Annotated in this window: 32 protein-coding genes; 22 read left to right on the top strand and 10 right to left on the bottom strand. The window is 39.8% G+C overall.

Annotation, left to right across the window (positions count from 1 at the left end; genetic code table 11):
• Positions 1–82: 82 nt before the first annotated feature.
• Positions 83–406: a hypothetical protein gene (locus ACQ96U_RS26270; protein ID WP_431724256.1), complete on the top strand. Its 324-nt coding sequence runs from the start codon at positions 83–85 to the stop codon at positions 404–406.
• Between the two features lie 2 nt (positions 407–408).
• Positions 409–840: a hypothetical protein gene (locus tag ACQ96U_RS26265; RefSeq protein WP_431724255.1), complete on the top strand. Its 432-nt coding sequence runs from the start codon at positions 409–411 to the stop codon at positions 838–840.
• 706 nt (positions 841–1,546) lie between these two features.
• Here the strand turns inward: ACQ96U_RS26265 and ACQ96U_RS26260 are convergent.
• Entirely contained in the window at positions 1,547–2,254 is a 708-nt protein-coding gene (locus ACQ96U_RS26260; RefSeq protein WP_431724254.1) for a hypothetical protein, read from the bottom strand.
• A 352-nt stretch (positions 2,255–2,606) separates the two neighbouring features.
• On the opposite strand from ACQ96U_RS26260, the gene ACQ96U_RS26255 reads away from it, so the two are divergent.
• Positions 2,607–3,665: a PAAR domain-containing protein gene (locus ACQ96U_RS26255; protein ID WP_431724253.1), complete on the top strand. Its 1,059-nt coding sequence runs from the start codon at positions 2,607–2,609 to the stop codon at positions 3,663–3,665.
• Entirely contained in the window at positions 3,643–4,050 is a 408-nt protein-coding gene (locus tag ACQ96U_RS26250) for a hypothetical protein (RefSeq protein WP_431724252.1), read from the top strand. Before ACQ96U_RS26255 ends, ACQ96U_RS26250 begins: the two co-directional genes overlap by 23 nt.
• Before the next feature lie 48 nt (positions 4,051–4,098).
• Here ACQ96U_RS26250 and ACQ96U_RS26245 read toward each other — a convergent pair whose 3' ends face one another.
• Positions 4,099–4,371: a helix-turn-helix domain-containing protein gene (locus tag ACQ96U_RS26245; RefSeq protein ID WP_431724251.1), complete on the bottom strand. Its 273-nt coding sequence runs from the start codon at positions 4,369–4,371 to the stop codon at positions 4,099–4,101.
• A 36-nt stretch (positions 4,372–4,407) separates the two neighbouring features.
• On the bottom strand, positions 4,408–4,743 hold the full coding sequence (locus ACQ96U_RS26240; protein WP_431724250.1) for a type II toxin-antitoxin system RelE/ParE family toxin: 336 nt from the start codon (positions 4,741–4,743) through the stop codon (positions 4,408–4,410).
• Between the two features lie 144 nt (positions 4,744–4,887).
• Between ACQ96U_RS26240 and ACQ96U_RS26235 the strand changes: the two genes are divergently transcribed.
• Entirely contained in the window at positions 4,888–5,109 is a 222-nt protein-coding gene (locus ACQ96U_RS26235; protein WP_431724249.1) for a hypothetical protein, read from the top strand.
• 92 nt (positions 5,110–5,201) lie between these two features.
• Here ACQ96U_RS26235 and ACQ96U_RS26230 read toward each other — a convergent pair whose 3' ends face one another.
• Entirely contained in the window at positions 5,202–5,726 is a 525-nt protein-coding gene (locus ACQ96U_RS26230) for a ProQ/FINO family protein (RefSeq protein ID WP_431724248.1), read from the bottom strand.
• Positions 5,719–6,894: a hypothetical protein gene (locus tag ACQ96U_RS26225; protein WP_431724247.1), complete on the bottom strand. Its 1,176-nt coding sequence runs from the start codon at positions 6,892–6,894 to the stop codon at positions 5,719–5,721. Before ACQ96U_RS26225 ends, ACQ96U_RS26230 begins: the two co-directional genes overlap by 8 nt.
• A 166-nt stretch (positions 6,895–7,060) precedes the next feature.
• Between ACQ96U_RS26225 and ACQ96U_RS26220 the strand changes: the two genes are divergently transcribed.
• The gene (locus ACQ96U_RS26220) at positions 7,061–7,711 is read left to right on the top strand and encodes an AAA family ATPase (RefSeq protein ID WP_431724246.1); all 651 of its coding nucleotides are present in this window, start codon (positions 7,061–7,063) and stop codon (positions 7,709–7,711) included.
• Positions 7,712–7,716: 5 nt separating this feature from the next.
• Entirely contained in the window at positions 7,717–8,031 is a 315-nt protein-coding gene (locus tag ACQ96U_RS26215; protein WP_431724245.1) for a hypothetical protein, read from the top strand.
• A gap of 160 nt (positions 8,032–8,191) precedes the next feature.
• Here the strand turns inward: ACQ96U_RS26215 and ACQ96U_RS26210 are convergent, their stop codons facing one another.
• Positions 8,192–8,842 (bottom strand): thermonuclease family protein, encoded by a 651-nt coding sequence (locus ACQ96U_RS26210; protein WP_431724244.1) that lies wholly within the window; start codon positions 8,840–8,842, stop codon positions 8,192–8,194.
• An 83-nt stretch (positions 8,843–8,925) separates the two neighbouring features.
• Here ACQ96U_RS26210 and ACQ96U_RS26205 point away from each other — a divergent pair, with 83 nt between their 5' ends.
• Positions 8,926–9,525, top strand: a complete 600-nt coding sequence (locus ACQ96U_RS26205) for a hypothetical protein (protein WP_431724243.1) — start codon at positions 8,926–8,928, stop codon at positions 9,523–9,525.
• Between the two features lie 35 nt (positions 9,526–9,560).
• On the opposite strand, the gene ACQ96U_RS26200 is transcribed toward ACQ96U_RS26205, so the two are convergent.
• The 4 genes from ACQ96U_RS26200 to ACQ96U_RS26185 all read right to left on the bottom strand — a co-directional run bounded on the left by ACQ96U_RS26200 (position 9,561) and on the right by ACQ96U_RS26185 (position 12,580).
• Positions 9,561–9,941: a hypothetical protein gene (locus ACQ96U_RS26200; RefSeq protein WP_431724242.1), complete on the bottom strand. Its 381-nt coding sequence runs from the start codon at positions 9,939–9,941 to the stop codon at positions 9,561–9,563.
• A gap of 18 nt (positions 9,942–9,959) precedes the next feature.
• The gene (locus ACQ96U_RS26195) at positions 9,960–10,307 is read right to left on the bottom strand and encodes a hypothetical protein (RefSeq protein WP_431724241.1); all 348 of its coding nucleotides are present in this window, start codon (positions 10,305–10,307) and stop codon (positions 9,960–9,962) included.
• A 115-nt stretch (positions 10,308–10,422) separates the two neighbouring features.
• Positions 10,423–11,490, bottom strand: coding sequence for a replication protein (locus ACQ96U_RS26190; RefSeq protein WP_431724240.1), 1,068 nt, complete (start codon positions 11,488–11,490; stop codon positions 10,423–10,425).
• A 466-nt stretch (positions 11,491–11,956) separates the two neighbouring features.
• Positions 11,957–12,580 (bottom strand): XRE family transcriptional regulator, encoded by a 624-nt coding sequence (locus ACQ96U_RS26185; protein WP_431724239.1) that lies wholly within the window; start codon positions 12,578–12,580, stop codon positions 11,957–11,959.
• A gap of 182 nt (positions 12,581–12,762) precedes the next feature.
• Here ACQ96U_RS26185 and ACQ96U_RS26180 point away from each other — a divergent pair, with 182 nt between their 5' ends.
• The 14 genes from ACQ96U_RS26180 to ACQ96U_RS26115 all read left to right on the top strand — a co-directional run bounded on the left by ACQ96U_RS26180 (position 12,763) and on the right by ACQ96U_RS26115 (position 22,977).
• The gene (locus tag ACQ96U_RS26180) at positions 12,763–13,170 is read left to right on the top strand and encodes a DUF7173 family protein (RefSeq protein ID WP_431724238.1); all 408 of its coding nucleotides are present in this window, start codon (positions 12,763–12,765) and stop codon (positions 13,168–13,170) included.
• Positions 13,170–13,934, top strand: coding sequence for an ATP-binding protein (locus ACQ96U_RS26175; RefSeq protein WP_431724237.1), 765 nt, complete (start codon positions 13,170–13,172; stop codon positions 13,932–13,934). Before ACQ96U_RS26180 ends, ACQ96U_RS26175 begins: the two co-directional genes overlap by 1 nt.
• Positions 13,927–14,451 (top strand): DUF669 domain-containing protein, encoded by a 525-nt coding sequence (locus tag ACQ96U_RS26170; RefSeq protein WP_431724236.1) that lies wholly within the window; start codon positions 13,927–13,929, stop codon positions 14,449–14,451. Before ACQ96U_RS26175 ends, ACQ96U_RS26170 begins: the two co-directional genes overlap by 8 nt.
• A gap of 41 nt (positions 14,452–14,492) precedes the next feature.
• Positions 14,493–15,062, top strand: a complete 570-nt coding sequence (locus ACQ96U_RS26165) for a hypothetical protein (protein ID WP_431724235.1) — start codon at positions 14,493–14,495, stop codon at positions 15,060–15,062.
• Positions 15,062–15,289: a hypothetical protein gene (locus ACQ96U_RS26160; protein ID WP_431724234.1), complete on the top strand. Its 228-nt coding sequence runs from the start codon at positions 15,062–15,064 to the stop codon at positions 15,287–15,289. Before ACQ96U_RS26165 ends, ACQ96U_RS26160 begins: the two co-directional genes overlap by 1 nt.
• Positions 15,279–16,325: a hypothetical protein gene (locus ACQ96U_RS26155; protein ID WP_431724233.1), complete on the top strand. Its 1,047-nt coding sequence runs from the start codon at positions 15,279–15,281 to the stop codon at positions 16,323–16,325. The genes ACQ96U_RS26160 and ACQ96U_RS26155 overlap by 11 nt, the downstream gene beginning before the upstream one ends.
• A gap of 30 nt (positions 16,326–16,355) precedes the next feature.
• Positions 16,356–16,607 (top strand): hypothetical protein, encoded by a 252-nt coding sequence (locus tag ACQ96U_RS26150; protein WP_431724232.1) that lies wholly within the window; start codon positions 16,356–16,358, stop codon positions 16,605–16,607.
• Positions 16,604–16,831 (top strand): hypothetical protein, encoded by a 228-nt coding sequence (locus ACQ96U_RS26145; RefSeq protein ID WP_431724231.1) that lies wholly within the window; start codon positions 16,604–16,606, stop codon positions 16,829–16,831. The genes ACQ96U_RS26150 and ACQ96U_RS26145 overlap by 4 nt, the downstream gene beginning before the upstream one ends.
• A 22-nt stretch (positions 16,832–16,853) precedes the next feature.
• Positions 16,854–17,255: a hypothetical protein gene (locus ACQ96U_RS26140; RefSeq protein ID WP_431724230.1), complete on the top strand. Its 402-nt coding sequence runs from the start codon at positions 16,854–16,856 to the stop codon at positions 17,253–17,255.
• The gene (locus ACQ96U_RS26135) at positions 17,255–18,850 is read left to right on the top strand and encodes a DEAD/DEAH box helicase (protein ID WP_431724229.1); all 1,596 of its coding nucleotides are present in this window, start codon (positions 17,255–17,257) and stop codon (positions 18,848–18,850) included. Before ACQ96U_RS26140 ends, ACQ96U_RS26135 begins: the two co-directional genes overlap by 1 nt.
• 9 nt (positions 18,851–18,859) lie before the next feature.
• Entirely contained in the window at positions 18,860–21,094 is a 2,235-nt protein-coding gene (locus ACQ96U_RS26130) for a bifunctional DNA primase/polymerase (RefSeq protein ID WP_431724228.1), read from the top strand.
• Positions 21,095–21,425: 331 nt separating this feature from the next.
• The gene (locus tag ACQ96U_RS26125) at positions 21,426–21,989 is read left to right on the top strand and encodes a hypothetical protein (RefSeq protein WP_431724227.1); all 564 of its coding nucleotides are present in this window, start codon (positions 21,426–21,428) and stop codon (positions 21,987–21,989) included.
• 194 nt (positions 21,990–22,183) lie between these two features.
• On the top strand, positions 22,184–22,573 hold the full coding sequence (locus ACQ96U_RS26120; RefSeq protein ID WP_431724226.1) for a RusA family crossover junction endodeoxyribonuclease: 390 nt from the start codon (positions 22,184–22,186) through the stop codon (positions 22,571–22,573).
• Between the two features lie 11 nt (positions 22,574–22,584).
• A complete protein-coding gene (locus ACQ96U_RS26115; protein ID WP_431724225.1) occupies positions 22,585–22,977 on the top strand; it encodes an N-acetylmuramoyl-L-alanine amidase in 393 nt (130 codons plus the stop codon).
• The last annotated feature ends 341 nt before the right edge of the window (positions 22,978–23,318 follow it).

Below are 23,318 nucleotides of genomic sequence, written 5' to 3'. Positions count from 1 at the left end.
AAGCATATTATTGTGTCCAATACTAGTCTTTTTAGCTGTGTATTTAGCTATAGATATTAATAATATGCTTCCTGGCAACATTATGATTTCACCAAACGAAATTACTGATATTACTCATAATGTACTTTTCTTTGGGATATCATTATTTTTCGGTATGGCTTCCTTTGGTGTATGGTTTTCTCGAAGAAAAGAGATAACGTTTCTTGTTCAAGTTGTAGAAAGGTTTTTATTTCATATAAGCCTATACTTTCTTGTATCAGGGGGAATTATGCTTGTTAGGGCCTATTATTTAGATAATAGATTTCATTTGGGTTGGGATGGCGTAGGATTTACTGTAGTGGGCATTATATTTATATACCAATGGGCATATAGTTCTGTAGCAAAAGAACGAAGGATTTGTAGTTAGCCATGAAGGTGATTAGTTTAGATAACCAAGAGATTAGGCTCCCAGAGAAAAAAGACTGGTACTCTGATGAGTTTGTTACATTATTCAAGTCATGGAAAAACTATGACTTTGAAAGTCTTTACAATCGGCTAGAAAAATATTCGAACTATAAAGGTATAACTATTGGTGTGATTGGCTATCCTGGGCGATGTATAACAATAGCATTAATTAAAATTGCGGGTGAGTATCATAGGATTCATATTGAGAATGTAATTTGTAATCATTGTAACAAACAAAGTGGAGTTTCTGGAACACCTGGAGTTTGGGAGCTTTATTATGGATGTAACAATACAAGTCAAGCCATGAAGCGCTCAATGGCTCTGCCAGTGAAATCTTGTATTCATTGTGGAAAACCTTTAAAACATCGTCATACTATTTGGTTTGAAAATGAATAATCTAGGGTAACAGTCAAACTAAGCCCTTTCAGTATTTCCACAAGCTATGCACTTGTTGTACAGTCCATAGCGTCCATCAACTAGCTTTGTAATACCTGAGCATTTGTGACAACATTGCGTTCTTCCTTTGCCCCATGAAATGAGTTGAATGGTACTCTGTATCATTGATAATGTGGCAAAAGCACAAACCACCATCCCTGCCCAAGGTGCTACACTTTTAGCCTTCTCTGCAAGTGGAATCAATAACTGGTGATTACTGAATGAACTTGGTATCAAATAGTACAAGAAGCTAAAAACAGCTAGTGAGAGGACTAAAAACAAAAATGAGGGTAAAAAAAGCTTAAAAAGCATCCTATTCAAGTACAAAATTTATTCCTTATTTACAACTTAAACTTCCAGTATGAATTATACATTAAGTGTTAGATAAAACACATGGATGTTGGTCAACAGGCTTTTTTTTGCTTTTTGATCACTAATGAATAACAATAAGTCCTCAAAAGCTACAAATAGCTTTTCAGATATACTTTTTAAAAAACAGATATTTATAGGCGATTCTGGCCAATTTGGTCAGAATCCCGGCCGCCCCTCAAGTAGTACAATTTTTTTAAACTTAATCATCAAGAAACCTTTTTATTTTTGTCATTTTCACATGAAGAAATGGGTACTAAAAACTTAATTTAGGCTCTTGTAAAGGTCTAATAGTATATTATCTATAAAAAATCAATATAATACTGTAAATACAGAATACAATTGGAAGCATTGATTGAAAAATAAACCAGTATATCCAGTCAAAATAACTCCAGTATCTAAACCCCTTATCATATTTAATGATTAAGTCTCGATCCTCCTTAAAAGTGTTTTTAATCAAGTTAAAATAATTATTTATTGGTTCTAGATCAGGCTCTCGGTCAGAATTATATTTATCAGAAAGATCATCTAATTGTCTAAATATTTCCTGAAAAATTCTATTTATATCATCAGTGTCATAAACTTTAAATTTTGCATTACTTGGAGTTGAGTTATTAACTTTTTCTAAAGCAGTGGAGTAAGTTTTATGTTGTAATTCATGGGCAACTTGCCCAGCTCCTACTGATCCAGTTTTAGGAAGACTGTTTTTTATAACCAGCTTTATTCTCCACCTTAGCCCATCGTTTAATGCAGAAATGATAAACATTATTAAAAAATATATTGTTACAAGTACTAGCCCATTTTCAAAGAAAATATGGTCTAAGGTAGCATTTTTAAAAGGAAATACAGTGATATTTGTTTCATCTTTAAATGTTAGAGCAGATGAACCATAGGCCCAACAAATTACGCTACATAAAATTAAATTTCTGTGATATTTAAGCGTTACCTCTTCAAAGGAAAAAATTGGTTTTTCTTGTCGTTTATCTGATTGCTTTTCTTCTTTCATAACCTGCTCCTTGTCTTTTTAAGAATACTTATGAAAGTATGGCTTAATTTCTTGTTACAAGACCCTTAGTGCTCCTCCCCCTCCCCAGAATACCGAACCCCCCTCGAAAAAACTTCCGATAACCTTTGTTATCGGCTATTTTTGGGTGACATTAGTAGTATACTATCAAAAACGGTAATACGTATTACTAAGTTAGATTAATCTAATGTAATGAAAAGTGACGCCCAACCCCGCCATAGCTCAAAAGCACTCAACAGATACAAAATGAAACGGTTTTCGCGTGACGAGTTACCACAACAGGTTGGTTATTCTGACTAAACTGACTGAATAGCCATTATTTGGAGTACAACAGGTGTTCCGTTTAGCGCGTGTTGGTGATAAAGACAATAAAGGCAATACCATCGTTGAAGGTAGCCCTAATATGAAAGATCAAGGCTTCCCTATCGCTCGTGTGGGTGACAAGCTCAGCGATGGTAGTGTGATTACCACGGGCAACCCAACCATTATGGTCGATGGCAAACCCGCTGCGATAGTGGGTAGTCAGGTCAGCAACGGGAACTCAATTGTTGGCCCCTGTAGTGGCAAGGTAACAACTGGTTTTGATTGTGGAGGCTTTTCCGCTTCTAGTCTGACTAATGAAAGACTCACTGCTGCAGGGTTGCAAAATGCGTTTGGTGATGGCCTTTTAACACCAGAAGAAATAGTAAAACTCTTTACTAAGGATGAGGCCAAGGAAAAAAATAAGGTTATCTTAATTTTTTACCATGGTGGCCCTTTTGGTGAAGGACAAATTAAGAAATCAAACGAGGATGTAGGACATACTGGTAAAATATATGACCAGGTTTATAAATATGCGATCTCCAAGGGACGTGAGGTTGTAGGAGCAATAATAGCCCCTGCTTTTACTCAGGGGGCTGGAGTTTCACGCGGCGCAGATTTTTTACTCAGTAACTATAAACTAGGGAATGAGGTTATCATCTATGGCTATAGTTATGGCGGTGATAATGCTGTAAACCTGGCCGAGTTTGCAGAAGATGAAAGTATTCCAATAGATACGATGGTGATAGTCGATAGCTCTGATGGGCCTGCTAGGAGTCTTACAGTAGATAGCTCTGTGCCTAGCAATGTAGCGTACACACTCAACTTATACCAAACAAAAAGTTCTGGAACCTCTAGTCGTAGCGGTAAGGATAGCGACGACCCAAAATCAAGCGAAAAAAGCTCAACTGATGGTAGCTCTAATTTGCCAGGATCAAGAGGGTATCGACACTCAGCAGAAGGAACTAATAGAGTCGATAATATTGATGGAACTGCGCCTGATGTTACTCATGGAAATATTCAACAGAAAAAAGAGTCTTTTATTTTATCAACGATAAAAAGTAGGATCGATGCGTATAAATCTAGTCAGTAAAAGATCGATTATTGCAATTTCAGCCATAACCATACTACTGTTTTCTTGTTACTTGCTTCCTTCAGTGCTCAAGAATTTGTGGGAAAGCGCACACTCAGATGTTCAAAATGTCACTGTTAGTGGTTATGTGTACGATAAAGACAAAAAAGCCATGAGTGATTATACACTGTATATAACTAACTATTACTATGAAGGCGGTGACTATGATGGGTTTGGCGGCAGTAAAGTACACCAGGTTGTGAGTGATGAAAACGGGTACTATGAGTTAAAGCTAGATAAGAGTGCTTTCATACAAATAGACTCAGTAAAAGAAGGATATACAAAGTCTTTAAAAGACAAATATATTTATGATCAAAGTGTAAAAATAGATTTTTACATTAAATAGTTTTAACAAGATAGCGGCTCCTAACCTAATTAGGTGGGAGCCATATCATTAAGCAGCAATATCAAAATGTACATGTAAACCAAGCTTATGAGCAAAATCGATAAGCATATCGATACGAAACTGGTCTAATTTTCCATTTAATAATGCACTAACTCTAGGTTGTGATACGCCTAAAACTTGGGCCGCATCTTCTTGAGTTAATTTTTTCTGCTTAATTTGTGCCACAACGGCCATCATTATTTCTGAGCGTAATTTTAAATTTTGTGCTTTGATTGGATCATCTTCTAGCGCATCCCAAACGCTTTCAAATTCTTCTATCATGTCATAAACCCTCTATAAATATTTGGTAAATCCCGCTTAGCGCAGGATTTCTTTTAATGCATTTCTAGCTATTTCAATGTCGTGTTGACTTGTTTTCTGAGTTTTCTTTTTAAAGGCGTGTAGGACATAGACAGCATCTTCAAGCTTAGCAATGTAAATAATCCTGTATTGCTCGCCTTCTTTAATCCTGATCTCTTTAACTCCTTTGCCAACAGTTGTCATTGGTTTCCAGTCGTATGGCTCTTCGCCTTTTTGTACTAGGTGTAGCTGATAGCCAGCTTGTTGCCTGGCAGCTTCTGGAAACCACTTGAGCGCATCTTTAGATTTACCTACAAACTTGAGCCGCTTCATGTTGTGTTTCTTACCTATCATTATACAAGTACCTATATAATATACAAGTACTTATATAATGCAATAGGTATTTTGAAAAAATTTCATTAATATATGACTTGGAAGCCTTGTATATTGAAAAAAATTCAGTAAGATGCATTTAAACGCTACAGGAGATCCCCATTGATGACTGGGCCAGAGTTTAAAAAGCTGTTTCAGAAGCATGGTTATGATGAAAAAACACTAGCTAATGCTCTTGAAGTGACAGAAAGGACTATTTTTAATTTGTGCAATCAAGATAGTGTAAAAGCGCATTATGTATACGCTTTGAAGTACTTGTTACTTGAGTCATGCATCAATGAAGCTATTTTAGGGATGGAAAGCACTAAAGATATTCTATCTCTGTGAATTTGATATTAAGTAACATGTTCCGCGTGGAACATTTTGTGGAACATACATTAGCTTGAAGGCTGCGCTTAACTCATATAAACAATGATGGACTATTCCGCCTCTCTAGCCACTTTCTTAGCCATCTCGCGCATCGCTAACTGCTTATTTTTGTTTAACGCTGAAAACTGCTTTTTCTTCAAAAGCTGTGTGACTGCCAGCTGGGCCTTAGCATATTTGGCTTCTTTCTGAGAGACTTCCCCACTTGGCTGACCATTGATATCAATTCGCTGGGAGCCAGCAACACAACTCTTGAGGTATTTCTCACTTGTTACCCACTCAGCAACCCCCCTCTTCCACTCTCGCTGGGTTAGCTTGGTCGATGGGTAGTCTTGAGTAAAACCTGCTTTTAATGGCTTAGGCTCTGCAGCAAAAACGGTGGGAAATTCCTCAGCAAGAATAGCGAGGATCTGCTTTGCTGTTTTCCTGCTTTTATAATTGGTAGGTTTAGCCTTTTTAATTTTAAGCTCGGTCTTAGCTACTTCAGCGGCTGGCGGTGCCTCTATCTCAGTCGGTGGAGGTACAACAACACGCCGCCGCTTTTTAACTGTTACTGTCACTGTTGGCTTTTTAGCCATATTTTTTTGCATGTTGTTCTATCGTCTTACCTTGGGCAGCTCGATAAAATAACTTAGTTTCGTTGTGCTGTACAATGAGACTTTCATTAAGCAACAGCTGGTAATAGCGGTCTGCTGTTCGGGTTCCTAATTTAAATCGTTTCATCATTTGTCGTTTACTAACGCCCTCTCCCTCATTCATTTCCAGCACAAGTTTTTTTAATGCTTCATATTTATCATTGATGCTGACAACATTTTGTTGTTTCATCGCTTTTGGATTATGACTATGGCCACCCTGCTCCTGCTCACAATGATCACCGCAACCCACCTGTAAGCTTGGGGTAGCAGTGGGTGGCACTTTTTCAGATTCAGGAGTGGCACTTTCTAAAAGTGCAACTGTTGGCTTTTCTTCCACATTAGAAGTAGTGTCACCCTCTTCTACTTTCTGCTTACTTTTATAGTCACGACGGAAGTCGTTTTCTTCACGTAGTAAACAAATAAAGAAGCTAGCAACCAGGTCAAGCAATACCGCTAACAAGATGAAAACGTAAACCTGCACTACATCTTTATCTTTACCCACCGCCGTAGCAATAGCACCCAACAATGCAGTCATTGGCGTTTCTTGTACAACACTTAGCGTACTGATCTTGTCTTGTATCGTTGCCGCTTTTGTTCTCAGCGCTTCATTACGCTGTTGTAATGGCTGCGCATAATTCTTTATTCTGTTGAGTGCAATGTACTTATCTATAGCTTTCTGATTTTCTGCGATCTCATCAAGCAACAACTGTCTTTGTTCTGTGAGTGCCACTCTTTGCTGCTCTGACTTTGTGATACTGGCTTGAACACGTTGGGTGTCACTCTGCAACCCACCAATTGAACCTAAGATGCTTGCAGCAGCAAGTACACCAAACAACACAGATGCACTTATGCATCCAGACCAGTCACCACGCGACTTTCGTCGTGCAATCTCTGGTAGCGCAACAAACTTGGCTAATTCAAATGATAATGCAAGCCCAGCGAACATAAGACTGTAGTAGTAATTTTCTGAGATTGATGCAAAGAGCAATACAGATAGTGCCACTGATAGGGTGACACTCAGAGTGGCACCCATGTAACTTGGGGTTAACTGTAGTGCGCTCTTGGGGTGGCGTTCTGGCAGATGATTAAAAGAGTGGCACTTTTGAGTCATGAAGCTACCTTTTAATATGATATGATATCAGATCATCTAATTTTTAATCAGATAACATGATATCTTCATTAAGCTACTGTTGTACATCTCTTACCGTCAAAGTTGCATAAATAATACTAAATGCAATAATATGATATGATATCACTTTAATTTGGTAAGCAGGCCTATGATTATTTTAGTGGGGGAAGAAAAAGGGGGCGTCGGCAAGACGACAGCTGCCGTTAACTTAGCTGTTTGGAGAGCTAAGCAGGGGAGGGATGTTTTATTAATTGACGCAGATCCTCAACCATCCGCTTCTAAATGGGCGCTAAGAAGATCAAGAGCCGAAGTCGAACCTAAAATTCACTGTGTTCAAAAGACAGGTGATATTTATGATTCTATGTTTGACTTAAAAGAGAGATATCAAGACCTAGTTATTGATACTGGCGGTCGTGATTCGGAAGAGCTTAGGTCTGCTTTGTTGGCTGCAGATATACTATTGATGCCGCTTAAGCCGTCTACATTCAATTTAGAAACTACCCCCCACATGTTGAAGCTTTGTAACCAAGCTTCAAAGATGAATCGTAAGCTCAAGTGCATTCTATTTTTCAACGAAGTATCTACACATCACTTGTCAGGTGAGAAGCGTGAGAGTATTGGTTTAATTCAAGAGTTACCAGGGATTGAGTTAGTCGAGATACTTGATGAGTGCTTATATTCTAGGAAAGCATTTCGAGAGTGTGAAGACAGCGGGTTAAGTGTAATTGAGTATAAAGACGAAAAAGCTTCGTTCGAAATGAACAGGCTTGCTAAGAAAATATTTTCAGATGTTGAGTAACAACAATGCCTAAAAATGCTTTAGTAACTGACGACGAACTGAATACATTTACTGAAGAAGAACGAAAAGCTTTTATCTCTGGTAAGAAAATTAAAAAAGATCCTGAGTCAGCTAAAAAGGTTGAGCCTGTCGCTGAGCCTGAAAAACCAAAAAATGAGCATGACCCAGATGAGAAGCCAACAGAACAGTTCTTACTTCGACTGAACAAATATCAATTACAGCTACTTGAAGATGCATTTGATAACAGCAAGCATCGAAGTAAACAGAAGCTAATACAATCTATCTTGTTACCTGAATTGCATAAGCTGGCTGATTATTAAATGATATGATATCAGGTGATATCATGTTATCTAATTATAGATGAAAGCAGGTGATATCCTGCTTTTTGATCTAATTTGATAGCATTTGAAACGATATGATATCAAGTATTTATATATGATTTGATATCATATCATTTTATAAGATATGAGCTTATATAATTTACTTACACAAGCTCTCACAAGGCACGCCATCTTTGTCTCTGTCTAGTCTGGTCAGCCCACATTGCTGTAAGTAAAACATTGCCTCATCACAATTACTCATCTCTTTGCAGTAGCGTTTAGTACCACATTTACCACTTGATGAGTTTTGAGCTTTAGCCTGGGTTTGCGTTTTTTTGCCAGATCGCTGTTGCTTTCTCCATTCCCATGGTGGCATTTGCTGAGCTTCAGACAACGCCCATAAACCTCTTTTAGCGGCCTTGGCTTCTTGTTCTAGAGCTAACAGGTTTTTGTTTTTACTATATGCTCGATAAACCCAGGCATGGCCTTGCTTGACCATTTCGGCGTTGATCCATGTCCCGCCCAAATAAACATGGCCAACAATACGACCATAGCGGTCAACATCGTGCTCACGCACTTCAACTGTCTTACTAAAGATTAAGTCAGATAACGCTTTCTTGGCTTTACTGCCATATGGCTGAGCTTTCTCCGGCGTGTCTATCTCAGCAAAGCGTATTTTGTGCTGTTTCTTTGAGTCATCTAAGACAGTAATCGTATCCCCGTCTGCCACTGATACGACTTTGCCCACGATATCAGCAAGTGCGAAGGAGGGGAGGGCGGCTATAAGTAAGGCTACAAGTGTTTTATACATAGTTTGCTTCCTAAGTACACTAGTCCTAGTTATTTTGAGAGTGTGATACTATTCACAAAAATTTTAACAAAGGAGATTGGTTAATGGCAGCAATATTAGGACTGTTGTGCTTTATTATTATCATTGCGTTTGTCATTGGAATGATAAAACCTGATTTAGTTTTAAAGAAAAAACAAGCTACAAGGAGAAAAGTAGTAGGCATTTATGGTGGTGCTTTTGTAGTGGTTTTTATTGTTGGATGTATTATTGATCCAGTGGTTAAGAGTGAACCAATTGTCATCAGTAATATGTTAAGCGTTTCTGATTTCCCTTATACAATGGGTGATAAGCAAGCAGTTTCGTTTCATGCCGGGCCTAATAAGGATAACTACCTTGATATAACGATCCTTAGAGAAAATGTAAAAGAAGGTAAAAGCTTTAACTCAATAAAAAGAAATAATAACTCCTTATTTTCTACAACATTACACTGGGATGGAAAAACTTATTATCAGTCAGCTAATGCTGATACATGGGCAACAATGAGTATTGAAAAATTAACTAATGATAGCGCTATAATAAGTTTTTCTGGGCAATATGCTGATGGTGACAATGATAAGCTCATAAAAGTAGGACCATCCAGGATAGAGCTAAAAGAACAGAATTTACATAATTTTGTGACCATGCCAGAAGATCAAGACAACTAAAATGCTGCCCAGCCCTGCAGCTAGCAGGGCACCTATCACCACCGATTAGCCATCCTTTCAATATTGCATAGCTCTTGGGCTAAGTCGAAAATATCATTTTCTATTTGAACTTCTTTTTCTATTTCTTTTTTAACATCCAGCTTCCGAAGCCTTTCAAGCCTAGCGATTTCTTTGTTTACCCTGGCAAGTTCTGCTTGGGTGTCTGCGAGCTGGTTCTTAGTAAGTTTTTTCAAGCCAGCGCTTGAAAGCTCAATAGCACATTGAAGTCTTCCTTGAGTTGTAGCTAGCTCAAGCCTCTTGTTACGTAAGTTTAAAAAGTCGCTTGAGGCATTTATATTTGAATGAATTAGAATTCTTTTTTTATTCAGCCTTTCAATTTCTTTTTTTATTGCATTTATAGGAATTTCGTAAGCCATTTTAATCTCTCCCTTGATTTAACTTTTTATTTTTAATGATGTCCTGAAAGACTCTCTAACTCTTGTCCGTCCCCGCCTGTAGCCGTCATCCATGCCAACAACCATCGATGCACAGAGCAAAACTACCAGCGCTCTAGGAATCAAAACTTGAAGTAAAAAGGCACGGCTAATCATGTGTATTTTTGTACTTGCACCAAGCTTTGCTCTAATTGGGAGGCTTGCGAGAGTGATGTCTGTGCCTAGCTCTTGCTCTATTTCATCTTCGGTTTTGCCATCGGCTAGAGCTACAAGAATATGCAGCTCTTCAGCGGTTAATGCCTGGCTCTGGATGCCAATAACTTCTTTTCCTTGAATCTCTTTGCTCATAGTTATTTATTATTTCTGTATGAGTGGTTCCAGCCCTTTTTTCAGCAATCCCGCAAGAACACAGATGTCGAGGACTGGCTGAATAGGAATATTTCTTTTTTCAAGCAACGACTTGCTAATAGTCTCTATTCCTGAAGCCATTGCATGACATTCGTTGTAAAACGTTGTTAGTTCGGCTCTGCTCAAAGTAACAATGTCCTGATTCTTCGTGGTTGTAAGGGATTGGGTCATGTTCGTTCTCGTCGGTATTGTTGTTATCAAAGCGGAATTTGTTAGCCCAGCTGTAGTCGGTTAGCTCTTCAGCTGTCGTACGTCCTCGTTGCGCAATTGCATCCATCTTGCGCTCAAGTTCTTGGGCAATTTTGAATTGGTAATCAGTGGTGGCCTTGGCTTTCTTGTCTAGGGCTGCGGTGATTTGAGCGGTACGCTTTTGGGTCTTCAGGTAGTTATCAATACCAGTCTGTACGTATTTCAGAGCCATACTGACTTTTGGGAAGTAGCCATTTTGTCGACAATAGGCTTCGTTATCCATCATCTTTGATTTAATCAAAGTCTCATGGTCTTGAATAAACTCAGTGCCGTATTGTTCTTCCAGTGACTCAAAGACAATGGCATTAACTTTTTGGAAGTCTTCAGTGGTGGGATTTTGCTTTTTGATTTGATCATTATTTAAACCCTGTTCATTTTCTGAGCAAGGCTCTTTAATAATAATATTATTATATTTTGTATTATATATATTGTGGTTCCCTGTTTGAGGAACCCTTTTTTCCGCGTTTTGGGAACCCCCGTTACTTGTTTTGGGAACTGAGGTATCTACTTTTTTAGCGTTGTGTTGAGATAGCTTAGACTGTTTGCCTATATCCAAAAGAGCGGGGTTGAATCCGATCAGATACCCGTTATCTGTCGTCTGTCTGATCAAAATTTTTTCAGCGACCAGTTTTTTAATAAGCTCTGAGACATGGTGCTTAGCTATGCCTGTGGCATCTACAAACTGGCTAAGAGCAATGCGGTCAACGGTTTTATGAAAACCAAATGTCTTGTTATAGATAAAAACAACGATTTTGAATTCACGCTTACTAAGCCCAATTTCAGCGAGGGCGCTAAAGAATGCGCTAGGTGCCATAACAAAGCCATCATTAAGCATGGCATGAAATGTAGGTGTGGTGCAGTTCGCTTGTGACATAGCCTGTACTTTCGTCTTAAATCATTTCCGTGCGCGAACTATCAGTCATTTGATGACGTTGGAATAGGTGAAATATTTCACTTTTTTAAATTCTGTAGATGTGCCAAGGCACTACGACAGTTCGCAGTTAAGAACAAAACAAAGGTAAGTAATTAGCTGGTTGAAAAACGAGCTAAAAACAGGCTACAAGAAAAATGCACAAAAGGTGAGGTATAAAAAACTCTGGAAGTTTTCATATATTTTTCTCTTTAATGGTATTTTTTAGATTAGTGCTGCCATTTTTGAATAAATGGCGGCGGGTGTCAACTACCGAGACCATTAAAGAGTAAAACCTCGGTGAAGCATATTTCCGCAAATGCGGTATTTTATTCCGCTTTCTCCACCCGCCATAAAGCAAAAACTAGTCCTGACAACAGAACTAGCCAGTATTGTAGATTTTTAAAGAGTTGCTTGAAAGAGAATAATGTCAGTCTCTACTGCTAACTATTAACTCAACACGCCCAATAATTTCAATTTGGGTTAATTCCATTGGCGTTACAGTACAGTTAGGCATGAAAAAAGGGTCATTTTGATTGCTTTCAATTTTATAATTACCTTCAACTGTAGGTTCAACCCAACGTACACAGTATTTATCTTCTACTTTTAAAACAAATAAATCACGCTCAATTATTCCAGTAGCTTCCATATTAGCTATAGCAAAGCTGCCCGCTTTTATGGTTGGCTCCATGGATTTACCAACGACTTCAACGCTTAAAATGCGATCACTTTTAAGCCCTTTTTTATCCAAAAAAGTGGACTTAAGAACAAAATCGTCAGTAATAAAGTCTGTTAGCTCATCAATAAACAGCCCTTCATCAGAATTTCTAAAGCCTGTAAGCCATGCTGGATCTACCTCTAGAATCTTGGAGAACTCAATCACTCTTATAAGTGAAAGATTAGTAGTTCCTGACTCTACATTAGCAATGTAGCCTCTTGATGAGCCTAGTTGACTAGCGACCTCTTCCATTGTGAGGTTTCTTTTTTGTCTTGCTAGCCGTATACGAAAGCCCATTGTCTGTTTTAGGCCGAGTTCATCAATACCAATACTCATATCATCTATTTAGTGTACCTAAGTGAACCTAGATAAGAGTATACGTTGGAGCTATAAGACCGGTCAAAAATAATTGATGTTCATCTGTATAGTGTACCTTGATATTTGTTGGTGATTATAATAGGATAATCACGCACAGAGGTACTACAAGAAAGAACATGTATTTGATGAGACCAATAACAATGGAACAAAAAGAACTAACAAGGGAAGCTCTGGACTACTATGCATCACTGTTAGAGCAGGCAAAGCTAAGAGAAGCAGAAGCCAGAGAGCACCGAATTTCAATTGAAGAGCGAATTGTTGATTTAATGGGCTGTGAGCTGGAAGGCTCACGAAGTGAAACAACGCCACGCTTTAAAGTACGCACAACATCTAAATTTGATCGCAAAGTTGACCAAACTAAAGTAAGTCACGTTAAGCGTCTGGTGGGCGAAGAAACCTTTAACAAGATATTTCGTACAAAATATGAAGTTGATGTAAAAGCCCTGCGCAGCCTACGCGATGAGAATCAGCGTAAATATGCGATGGTGACTAATGTCATTACGACCACGCCAAGTAAGACATCTGTTGTCATTGAGAGCGTTCACTAATGGCTATCTCACTCAGCAGTATATCAAAAACCACTGGACTAAAATCACCCCGAATATTGTTGTACGGGGTGCCAGGCATAGGAAAGACGACATTTGCAGCGGGTGCACCTAGTCCTATTTTTCTATTTACAGAAGATGGGGCGGGGCTGTTAGAGCTGGACTCGTTTCCTGTCCTTAAGTCATATGAAGACACAATAAGTGCACTGAATGCTTTGTTATGCGAAGAGCACGAGTTCAAGACAGTTGTATTAGATTCATTGGACCACCTTGAGCCTTTGGTCTGGGATAATGTCGCTAAGAAAGCAGGCAAAAATAGTATTGAGGATATTGGTTTTGCGAAGGGTTACATCGCGGCACTAGCTTATTGGCGGGATGTTTTAGATTTACTTGATAGGCTTCGAGTTGAGAAAAAAATGGCGATTATTTTAATTAGCCATTCAAATATAAAACGTTTTGACTCGCCTGAAACTGAACCTTACGACCGTTATCAATTAAAGCTACACGATAAAGCCAGTGCGTTAATGCAGGAATGGTCTGACTGTGTGCTTTTCTGTAATTACCAGACGACTATCCAGCGTGACAAGCTGAGTAATAAAGCCAGAGGCGTGGGCACTGGACAACGTAATATCTACACTGTCGAGAAACCCGCTTACAAGGCAAAAAACCGTTTTAATTTACCGGAAAAAATGCCCCTTTCCTGGGAAGCATTTATGACGGCATTACAAACAAGTTCGCAAAGAGGAACAACTACAAACAATGGCTAGTTTTGGATTTTCTGCAAATCAATATCCAGCTGACGAAGGTTTTACCCCAATTCCTGCAGGCAATTATCCAGCAATAATTACTGAAGCAAGTATTAATTCAAACAGCGCAAATACGGGCGCGTTGATGAAGGTGAAGTTTGTTATTACTGAGGGGCAATATCAAAACCGCAGTATTTACGAAAATTTCAATATTTCTCACCCAAACCCACAAGCCGAGGAAATAGGCCGTAAGCGGTTATCTGCGCTGTGTACAGCGATTGGCTATCCTGATGCTAATGACAGTGACCAGCTGCTAAATCAGGCGTGTGTTATCTCTGTTGGTATCAGAAATAACCCTCAATATGGGCCACAAAATGATATTAAAAAGTTTGCGCCCTTGGCTCAACAGCAAGTGATGCAACAGCCTCAGCAAGCACAACCAATGCAACAACAGGCTCCACAGCAACAGAATATTGTTGCTAATACACCACCATTTTATAGTCAGCAACAACCCAATAACGGGCAGGGCTGGGGTTAATACTCCAATTTTACAAACAATTTAAATAATTAAGGAAAAACATGGACGCAGCACAACAAAAACTGATTGATGACATGAACGAAGCTTATCAAGCTAGATATGAGGCATGTAAAAAATACAAAGAGCTTTGCCAGGCGTTTGTAGATAGCACCAAAGATAAACCAGAAAAAATTGGGAATTGGGAGTGGCTTAATATAAAACGTTGTGCAGATGCAGCTGAAGATAAAAATATTAATTTTTCAGTTAAACATGTGGTATTTGAAGAATATTCACCCTTAAGAGAACAGCCATTACTTAATATTAATAATATAAAGCAAGGTGATTATGTAGCAGTTAAGCCATGCAGTGATGAAAAGACGTACCTGGGTGTTATGTTAGGTGATCTTTGTGAACCTGTATTAGGTTATAACACTAGCATTGAAACACTTTATTTGAAGCGTGGTATGGGTAATCCAGCAATGTGGGTTTTTGATTTAAATAAGGTTGTTATGGGATATGAAAGCTGGTGGAACAAGATAGAGAAACCTGAAGATTTAAAACAAATTACTGATACTGATATTGATAATGTTTGGTACGTCAAAGCCCTTAAAGACCTTAGCAAGGAAGAATAATGAGAAAATTAATGACTGATGGTGTTGATAAGCTTTTTACAACTACTTTAACTGATGTAATAAGTGAAATGGCTGAGTCTAACGGCGGTCAATGTCAAATTAAAGTATTTGATGATGATGGAAAACCAGCGTTTGCTTTTGTGTTATTAGCAGAAAATGTTTCCGAATATTTAGAGGCTATTGAGCAAAAAAGCGTAGAGCTAAAACAAAAAAATAATGGCAATTAATTTAGCTAGCGACACAATAAATAAGATTTACCAGCATTATAAAAATACTTCTGATAACGGTTTTCGTGGCCATTTAGGCGCTTCAATTATTGGCAAACCTTGCGAAAGAGCTATCTGGTATGACTTCCGGTGGTGTACGCCTAGTGATCTTGAAGGGCGGATGTACCGGCTTTTTCAGACAGGCCATTTAGCTGAAGACCGCTTCACTTCTGACTTGAAGGCGATTGGTGTCAAAATCAGTACAGTTAATCCTCGTACGGGAAAGCAGTATCAAATCAATGCTTGTGATGGTTTTTTTGGTGGTAGCTTAGACGGCATCGGCTTGGGGTTTCCTGAAAACCCCAATCAAAAACATGTCGTTGAAATGAAAACCCATAGCGATAAATCATTTAAAGAATTAAAGAAAAAAGGTGTTAAGAAAGCCAAGCCTCAACACTACACGCAAATGCAAGTGTATATGTCTGCGAGCAAGATTAAGCACGCTTTTTATATTGCGGTAAATAAAGATAACGAAGAATTATACGGCGAGTTTGTTGATTTTGATGAAGACCATGCAAATGAACAGTACGAAAAAGCGGCGCGGATTATTGCCAGCGATCGGCCATTAGCACGCATTAATGACGAACCCAGTTGGTACGAGTGCAAACTCTGTGATCACCAGGCCATTTGTCACGGTGAAAAAGCCCCAGCGGTTAATTGCCGAACCTGCCTACACATCAGTGCGGAGGAGGGTGGCAACTGGGTTTGCAAGCGCTACAACGTAACACTGACCGAGCAACAACAGCAGTGTGGTTGTCGCTCACATTTGTACATACCTGATTTGTTGCTGAACTTCGCTGAGGCCCTGGACGCGGGTGAATACTGGATTGAGTACAAGCTCAAAGATACGGGTGAGGTATTTATTTCGGGTGAAGATCCTGGCCAGTTTAAGAGCACAGAAATTCGAGCTGTAGAAGACAAAAATCTGTTAGTTGATAAAGACGTGAATATGCTACGTGATGCGTTTAGTGCGGAATTAACTGAGTCAGAAAAATAATCAACTCAAAAATGCTTAAAGGTTCAATTAATGCCTGACGTAATAATAAATGGTATCCGCTACGTTCCAAGCGTGGAAATACCCAAATTAACTGATGAGCGTTTACTTAGTTGCTTAGAGTCGTTAATAGAAATTCAGTATTTCAAAGAATCTCATAAGAGTATAGCAATCGCTTGGAATGCCTTGTATGCACTAGCGCCAGAGTTAGCAAAGCTTGCGAGTAAAGATGCAAAAGCGGCTTATTTTTTTGTCGAAAAAATGAGGGAGGAACAAGAACAGTGACATGGAAAAAAACAATTTGTCAGTGTGGGTTAGGAGATCCCCATTACATGTATACCCGCTCTGACCAGGCGAGCGTAACGCTTTGTCATGGCATGAAAGGGGATAAATTATCAAAAACGTTTATTGGTTTTGGCCCCTATGGAGTGGATGAAATAAGGGGTTTTCGATCTGCAGAAAGAGCAATGCATAAAGTTGATGAAATGTTTCCAATCGAGTCAGTTTAACCATTAAAAAAGGATAATTTTAATGAATACTACAATCGCTAAAACAGAAAATCAGGAAATTATAGCCTGGCGTGTTTCAGATTATGACTGTACTGATGGATTTTTTGAAATCGTTTTTGACCCCACAAGTGAAGGTGCAAAACAAAAAGCTGCTGGAATTTTGGGGTATGAAGTAGATGAGCTTGAAGCATATAGAATGCCTGAGTTTGACCACTATGCTGATCTTGGATATGTGCCTGCAGCAGACACATTAATTAAGGGTTATTGGGAGGCTTGTCTTTGTTGTGGTAAAGAGATCGGGTTAAATGTTCAAAAGAAAAAAGAGTTTAAACGTGTGGTAACAAAGGGGGCTGATGTTTGGTGTAGTCAAACGTGTAAATCATTCTATGAAACTCAAAATTTTGAGTTACCAGGGAGTGATTGATGCAGCTCCGGTGGTATCAACGCGAAGCCCTGGACGCAACAAACAAGTATTTAGCAGAAGAACAAGGTAACCCATTAGTTTGTGTGTCCACGGGCGGCGGTAAGTCAGTCATCATTGCCAAGTTTATAGAAGAATATTTAAGTAAAAAACCTAACGCCCGCTTTATTGTTTTAAGCCATGTTAAAGAAATACTCGAACAGAATTATTCAAAATTAGCCCTGATCAATCCATTAGTCGACGTAGGCATTTATTCTGCCAGCTTGAAGCGCAAAGACACTGAATCAACAGTGTTATTTGCAGGTATTCAGTCAGTCCATAAAAAGGCATTCGACTTACCACCATACGATTTTATTCTTGTCGATGAATGCCATTTAATTAATGCTGACGCTGATAGCTCGATGTATATCAAGTTCTTAAACCATGCAAAGCTGATGAACCCAAACGTTAGAATGATAGGGTTCTCAGCGACGCCATACCGGACGAAAACAGGACTATTAACGGAAGGTAAAAACGCTTTATTTCATAAGATTGTTTATGAAACGGATATACAACAATTGATTGATGAGGGGTTTTTAAGTCCCTTAATCACCAAAGGTGGTCAGGAAAAAATAGATTTAACGGGCGTCAGAACGCGCCAGGGTGAATTTGCTACTCAAGACATGGAAAAGGCCGTTCACAAGAACAGTCTTACTGATAAAGCCTTAGACGAAATCTGTGAGCTAGGCGCTGACCGGCAAAGCTGGTTAATCTTTGGCGTCTCTGTAGCACACTGTCTTGAGATCGAAGAGAAGCTTAAAAAAAAGGGTGTCTCTGCGCTTACAGTCCATGGTAAGACACCCGAGAATGCTCGCAATGAAGCTATATCAGTCTTTAAACAAGGTAGGCTTCGTTGCTTAATCTCGCAAGGTGTTCTGACAACCGGTTTTGATGCGCCGCGTACTGATTTAATTGCATTATTGCGTTCAACAAAATCACCTGGCTTATACATGCAAATAATGGGGCGAGGGCTGCGGATCTCACCTGAGACAAATAAAACTAACTGTCTCGTTTTAGATTACGGTAGCAACGTTGAGCGTCATGGGCCGATTGATCAAGTGCATGTGACCAGTCCAGAGAAAAAGAAAAAAGGCGCAGCGCCTGTGCGTCAATGTCCTGAGTGCAATTTATTGCAGCTGGCAGCACGTCGAACATGTGAGAATTGCGGCCTTATTTTTGAGATTGAAGAAAAGCCAATACATGATCACAGCGCGTCAAAAGACGCAGTGCTCAGCTCGCAAATACAAGCCGAATGGGTGCCAGTCAGTGACGTTAATTATTTTATTCATACCAAAAAAGGCTCACCTAATTCTATTCGAGTGGCTTACCGCACTGGTTTTGAATTTATAAATGAGTGGGTTTGTCCTGAACACGAAGGGTATGCAAAAACCAAAGCGTTAACCTGGTGGGCGCAACGTGTCGGCTATGACAAGCCAATGCCTGAAAGCACAAATGAAGCAGTCAGAATGCTTAAAACAATTCAAGTTAAAACACCAAGGGCTATTCAAGTAAAGCCTGACGGAAAATTTAAAAAAATAATGAGCTACGAATTTAACTAAGAAGTATGCATGACAAATAAATCTACAGAGGAATTAGCATGGGAACTGGCTGAGCAGGGTTTTACCATTATTCCGCTCGGCTCACCATTTGAGAAAATAACCGAGTTTTTTATTAATGAGCGCTGTAACGGGGATCGCGATAAAGCCAAAAAACAATGGCCCAAAGCCCCGTTAATTAACTGGCGACAATATCAAGATAAAAACCCCACTGACGCTGAAATAGAAGCCTGGACACAACGCTGGCCACAGGCGAACTACGGAATTATCACGGGTAAAAGCGTTGTGGTGGTGGATGCGGATTCGCTGGAAGCAGTGACATTCATGGAGTCCGGCAAAGTAGGGCGCACGCCTTGGAAGGTTAAAACGTCCAAAGGTAAGCATTACTATTTTCAGTACGACGATAAAGTTGCTATTCGTAATTCATCCAACACAAAGACCAAGATTGATATTCGGGGCGAGGGTGGTTATGTCGTTGCACCTGGATCAGTCCACTATACGGGCGTTGTATATGAGTGGGAGTTAGACGCCAGCTGGCCAATCAATTCTATACATGATTTACCATTTCTTTCTCACGAAGACATAGCAGCGATCAAAGCGTTTAACGTCGAAGAAAAACCCGTTGGTAACTTTGGGTTTAGTGCCAGTGCTTACGCATCCACAAAACACGACGGTAGCCCTGTACTTGAAGGAGGGCGTAATAACGCTGCAGCAAGCTTAGCAGGCCAATACATTACAGCGGGTTATGACTTAAAAACGGTGACTCAGCTTGTCTCACAATGGAATTCAACAAATCAGGTGCCATTACCTGAAGCAGAGCTAAACACGACAGTTGCCAGCGTAGCGTTAACCCATTTAAACAATAATCCAGGCTCTGCTATTCCATTGGTGCACGAAAAGCCAGAACCACAAAATGAATATACGCCTCTTGTCGCCTCTGAGGGCTTACCAGATCATTTATACAAGGTGCCAGGGGTACTAGGTCAGTTAGTTGATTACGCGAACGAGACAGCCGTTAAGAAGCAACCAGCGCTATCCGTTCAGGCTGCCTTAGCGTTAGGTAGTTTGGTGTGTGGGCGTTATTACAAGACAGATCAGGAAAACTTTTCGTCGTTGTATTTCCTAAACATCGCAAAGAGCGGGGAAGGGAAAGAACATGGCAAGAAAGTGATTGAAACGGTCCTTGAGGCTGCAGGCTATGGCAATTTAATTGGCGGTAGTGGCTATACATCAACTGGCGCGGTTATGAGCCAGACAATAGATTACCCTAATCACATAACGGTAATTGATGAATTTGGTAAATATCTCGAAAGCTCACACCGCAAAGGCAACTCTCATCGAGAGGAAGCAATTACCCAGTTAATCGAGATCTGGAGCCGCTGCGATGGCATTTTACGGCCTCAGACATACTCAACAATGTCAGCTAAAAAAGATGACCAGGACAAGCCGCTAAAAGTCGTAAACCCTGCAATAACACTGTTTGGTATGACAACCCCTGGAACGTTTTATCAATGCCTTACACCGCAACTGGTGCGTGATGGTTTCCTGGGGCGCTTTCTGATTATGGAAAGTGATTTACCCATGCAATTGTCTGTTAAGCCTAATGCAATGCCTACGCCTGAGCCTGTTCTTGATTGGATACGACAGGTAAGGACTAACCTGGTGGGTAATTTAACGCCTTACAAAGCAAGTCATGAGACACCAAGCCAGCACGTTTTGATGTTTGATGAGAAAAGCCTGCAGCTGCTCACCGCGTTCGAGGAAGAACTAAACGACAAGAAACAACAACTAACAGATTCTGAGCTGTATGTATTGTTAACCCGAACCCGTGAAAAGGCCATGAGGCTTGCGCTTATTCTGGCGCTGTCAGAGGGATCAGATAACCGCGTTATACATCATAGCTTAACGCAATGGGCTATCGATTATGTACGGCACCTTGATTACAAGCTAGTCGATACGGTTATACGGCGTGTGGGTGGCTCGGAGTTTGAGACACAGCTAAAAGCTTGTGCTGAAGTGGTTCGAAAAGCTGGGCCTAAAGGGTTAACGGAAAGCCAGGCTAGACGTAAGAGTGAGTTTGCAAGGCTAACACCTAAAGATGAGCAAATCATTGTACAGGCTTTGATAAACAGAGGGTTGGCTATGCGGTGTGAAAACATCAACGCCAACAAAAGAGGTAGACCACGCAACGCGCTTATACATTGTTCATATATTGAGCAAGTTGACGCCGAAATAGTGAATTATTGATTTATTGCATATTTAGTGATGCAGAATATAACCCGCGTGGTTACTGGGCTAGAGTATTTATTGATTTTTTACATGGGGTTTTACATAAATAAATCTGGGAGGGCAAAAGAAGGGAGGGGTTAAGAAGTTATGTAATAAATAATAAAATATATAAATATATTATAAATATACTATTATTATAGACTCTTCCTCCCTTCTGATTTTCTGCAGAATTATTGCATGAGCCATGTAAAAAATACAATAAATCAAAAAATGATCAATTCGCTTGATCGACAAGAATAATGACTGAGACCGAACAAACATGAACACAAATAGATTGAATCTAATGTCAATGATGACCGCTAAAGGCTTGGACTATGAGAAGGCCGGAAACGGCTGCTTAGGCGGCACACCAACATTAACTATGCAAGACGTGGCTGGTGCGCTGGGCATGGCTGATATAAGCCGAGAGGCGTATCTGTACGGCTTGCTGAAGTATACGGGCGATAAAACCGTACTACATGAGCTAGACAAGCTGACTCAAAAGGCTGTTATCTTCTTTGCGCTTAAGCAGGGCTGGAAAGAGCCATTTCCTGATAACAAAAAGCGTTCCTTGTTTTTCTTCCTGCAGGTGGGACGACTTGTTATTAATGAGCTTGTTGAGGAAAACATTTGCGGTACTTGTGGTGGTACTGGGGTATATCGACATAAGAAGTTTGTTAGAGCTTGTACCTGTAATGATGGGAAAAGACCAATGAAAAAGTCTGAGCTAGCAAAGTTCTGTGGCGTTCATTACAACACCTGGTGCACTAAGTGGCATGAAAGATATACGGCAACTGTAGAAGAGTTTCAAAAATGGGAGCTTGAAATAATTGATGCGTTAGCAAAAAAATTAAGTAATTTTCAAAAGAATTAATTGACCGCATGTGAACCTTGGATATATAATATTCCCATACTCAGAGAAAAGTATCTTAAGGAAAGGCCTCGCTAACACAGCGGGGCTTTTTTGTTTCTGAGCAATTCGTTAAGTCTTCCAAATAGGCATATTTTGCCTATCCTTCAATTGTTTTAAATAAGCTCCATTCGTGGGGCTTTTTTTTTGCCTTCAATATGAAAACTTACCCAATAAAACCAAACACAAAGCCACGTATGACCCGTTCAGATAAGTGGAAACAACGACCCTGTGTTATGCAGTATCGAGATTATAAGGATGAGATACGCAAGGCGTGTGTTGACTTGCCTGAGAGTGGCTATCACGTAATTTTCGTTATGCCTATGCCTAAGTCTTGGACCGAGGAAGAGCGAGACAAGATGCGGGGCAAACCTCACCAACAAACACCCGATAAAGACAACCTAGAGAAAGGCTTGCTCGATGCAGTATTCAACGAAGACTCTCATATCTGGGATGGTCGCGTGAGTAAGTATTGGGGGGATGAGGGGAGGATTGTGGTTAAGCAAATACCCACGTTTGAGACGTTAGAGGAGGCGTTAAAACATTAACGGTAAATCGAATGAAAATTACTAGATTAGTCGTCCATTGCGCGGACACACCGAACGATAGGGACGTAACTGCCGAAGACATTCACCAATGGCACATACAGCGCAAGTGGGCAGGTATCGGCTATCACAAGGTTATACGACGAGACGGGACTGTTGAGAATGGTCGGCCCGAGTACTGGGAAGGTGCTCATGTAAAGGGCTACAACAGTAACAGCCTGGGTGTGTGCTTGATTGGTAGGGATGAGTTTACAGCTGACCAATTTGATAGTTTGGACCGTGTGTTAACCCGCTGGAAAGATAAATACCCGCTTGCTGAAATATGCGGGCATCGTGATTTAGACCCGCATAAGACCTGCCCTGGTTTTGATGTAGGGGAGTGGTGGAGAAAAAAGCGTGCTCTTTAATATGGCCCAATCAAAACTCATTCTATATGCGGAAGGAATATTTCATGAGTTAAGACTGTTAAAGAGCACTATTTCATAGGAGACCTTGCGGCTAATTTCTAGTTATATTCAGATACCAACATATACAAGTGTTTTGTACATTCACCATTGCGTAAGTGAATATACCTATAAAGAGGTATATTTGTATGATATTTTAGTTAATTATTTATTACGAGATCTACAAACTTAGCGGAAAATAGGCAGTGCTCATCAATGTAGTACATTTTAACTCACTTAAGGGGAGATAGCATGCAACAACTCATGAGTTAAAATCATTAAAGAGCACCAAAAAAGACCAAAAC

This window comes from Zooshikella sp. RANM57 (assembly GCF_050749885.1).
GTDB lineage: Bacteria > Pseudomonadota > Gammaproteobacteria > Pseudomonadales > Zooshikellaceae > Zooshikella.
This window is presented reverse-complemented; position numbering and strand designations above follow the sequence as displayed.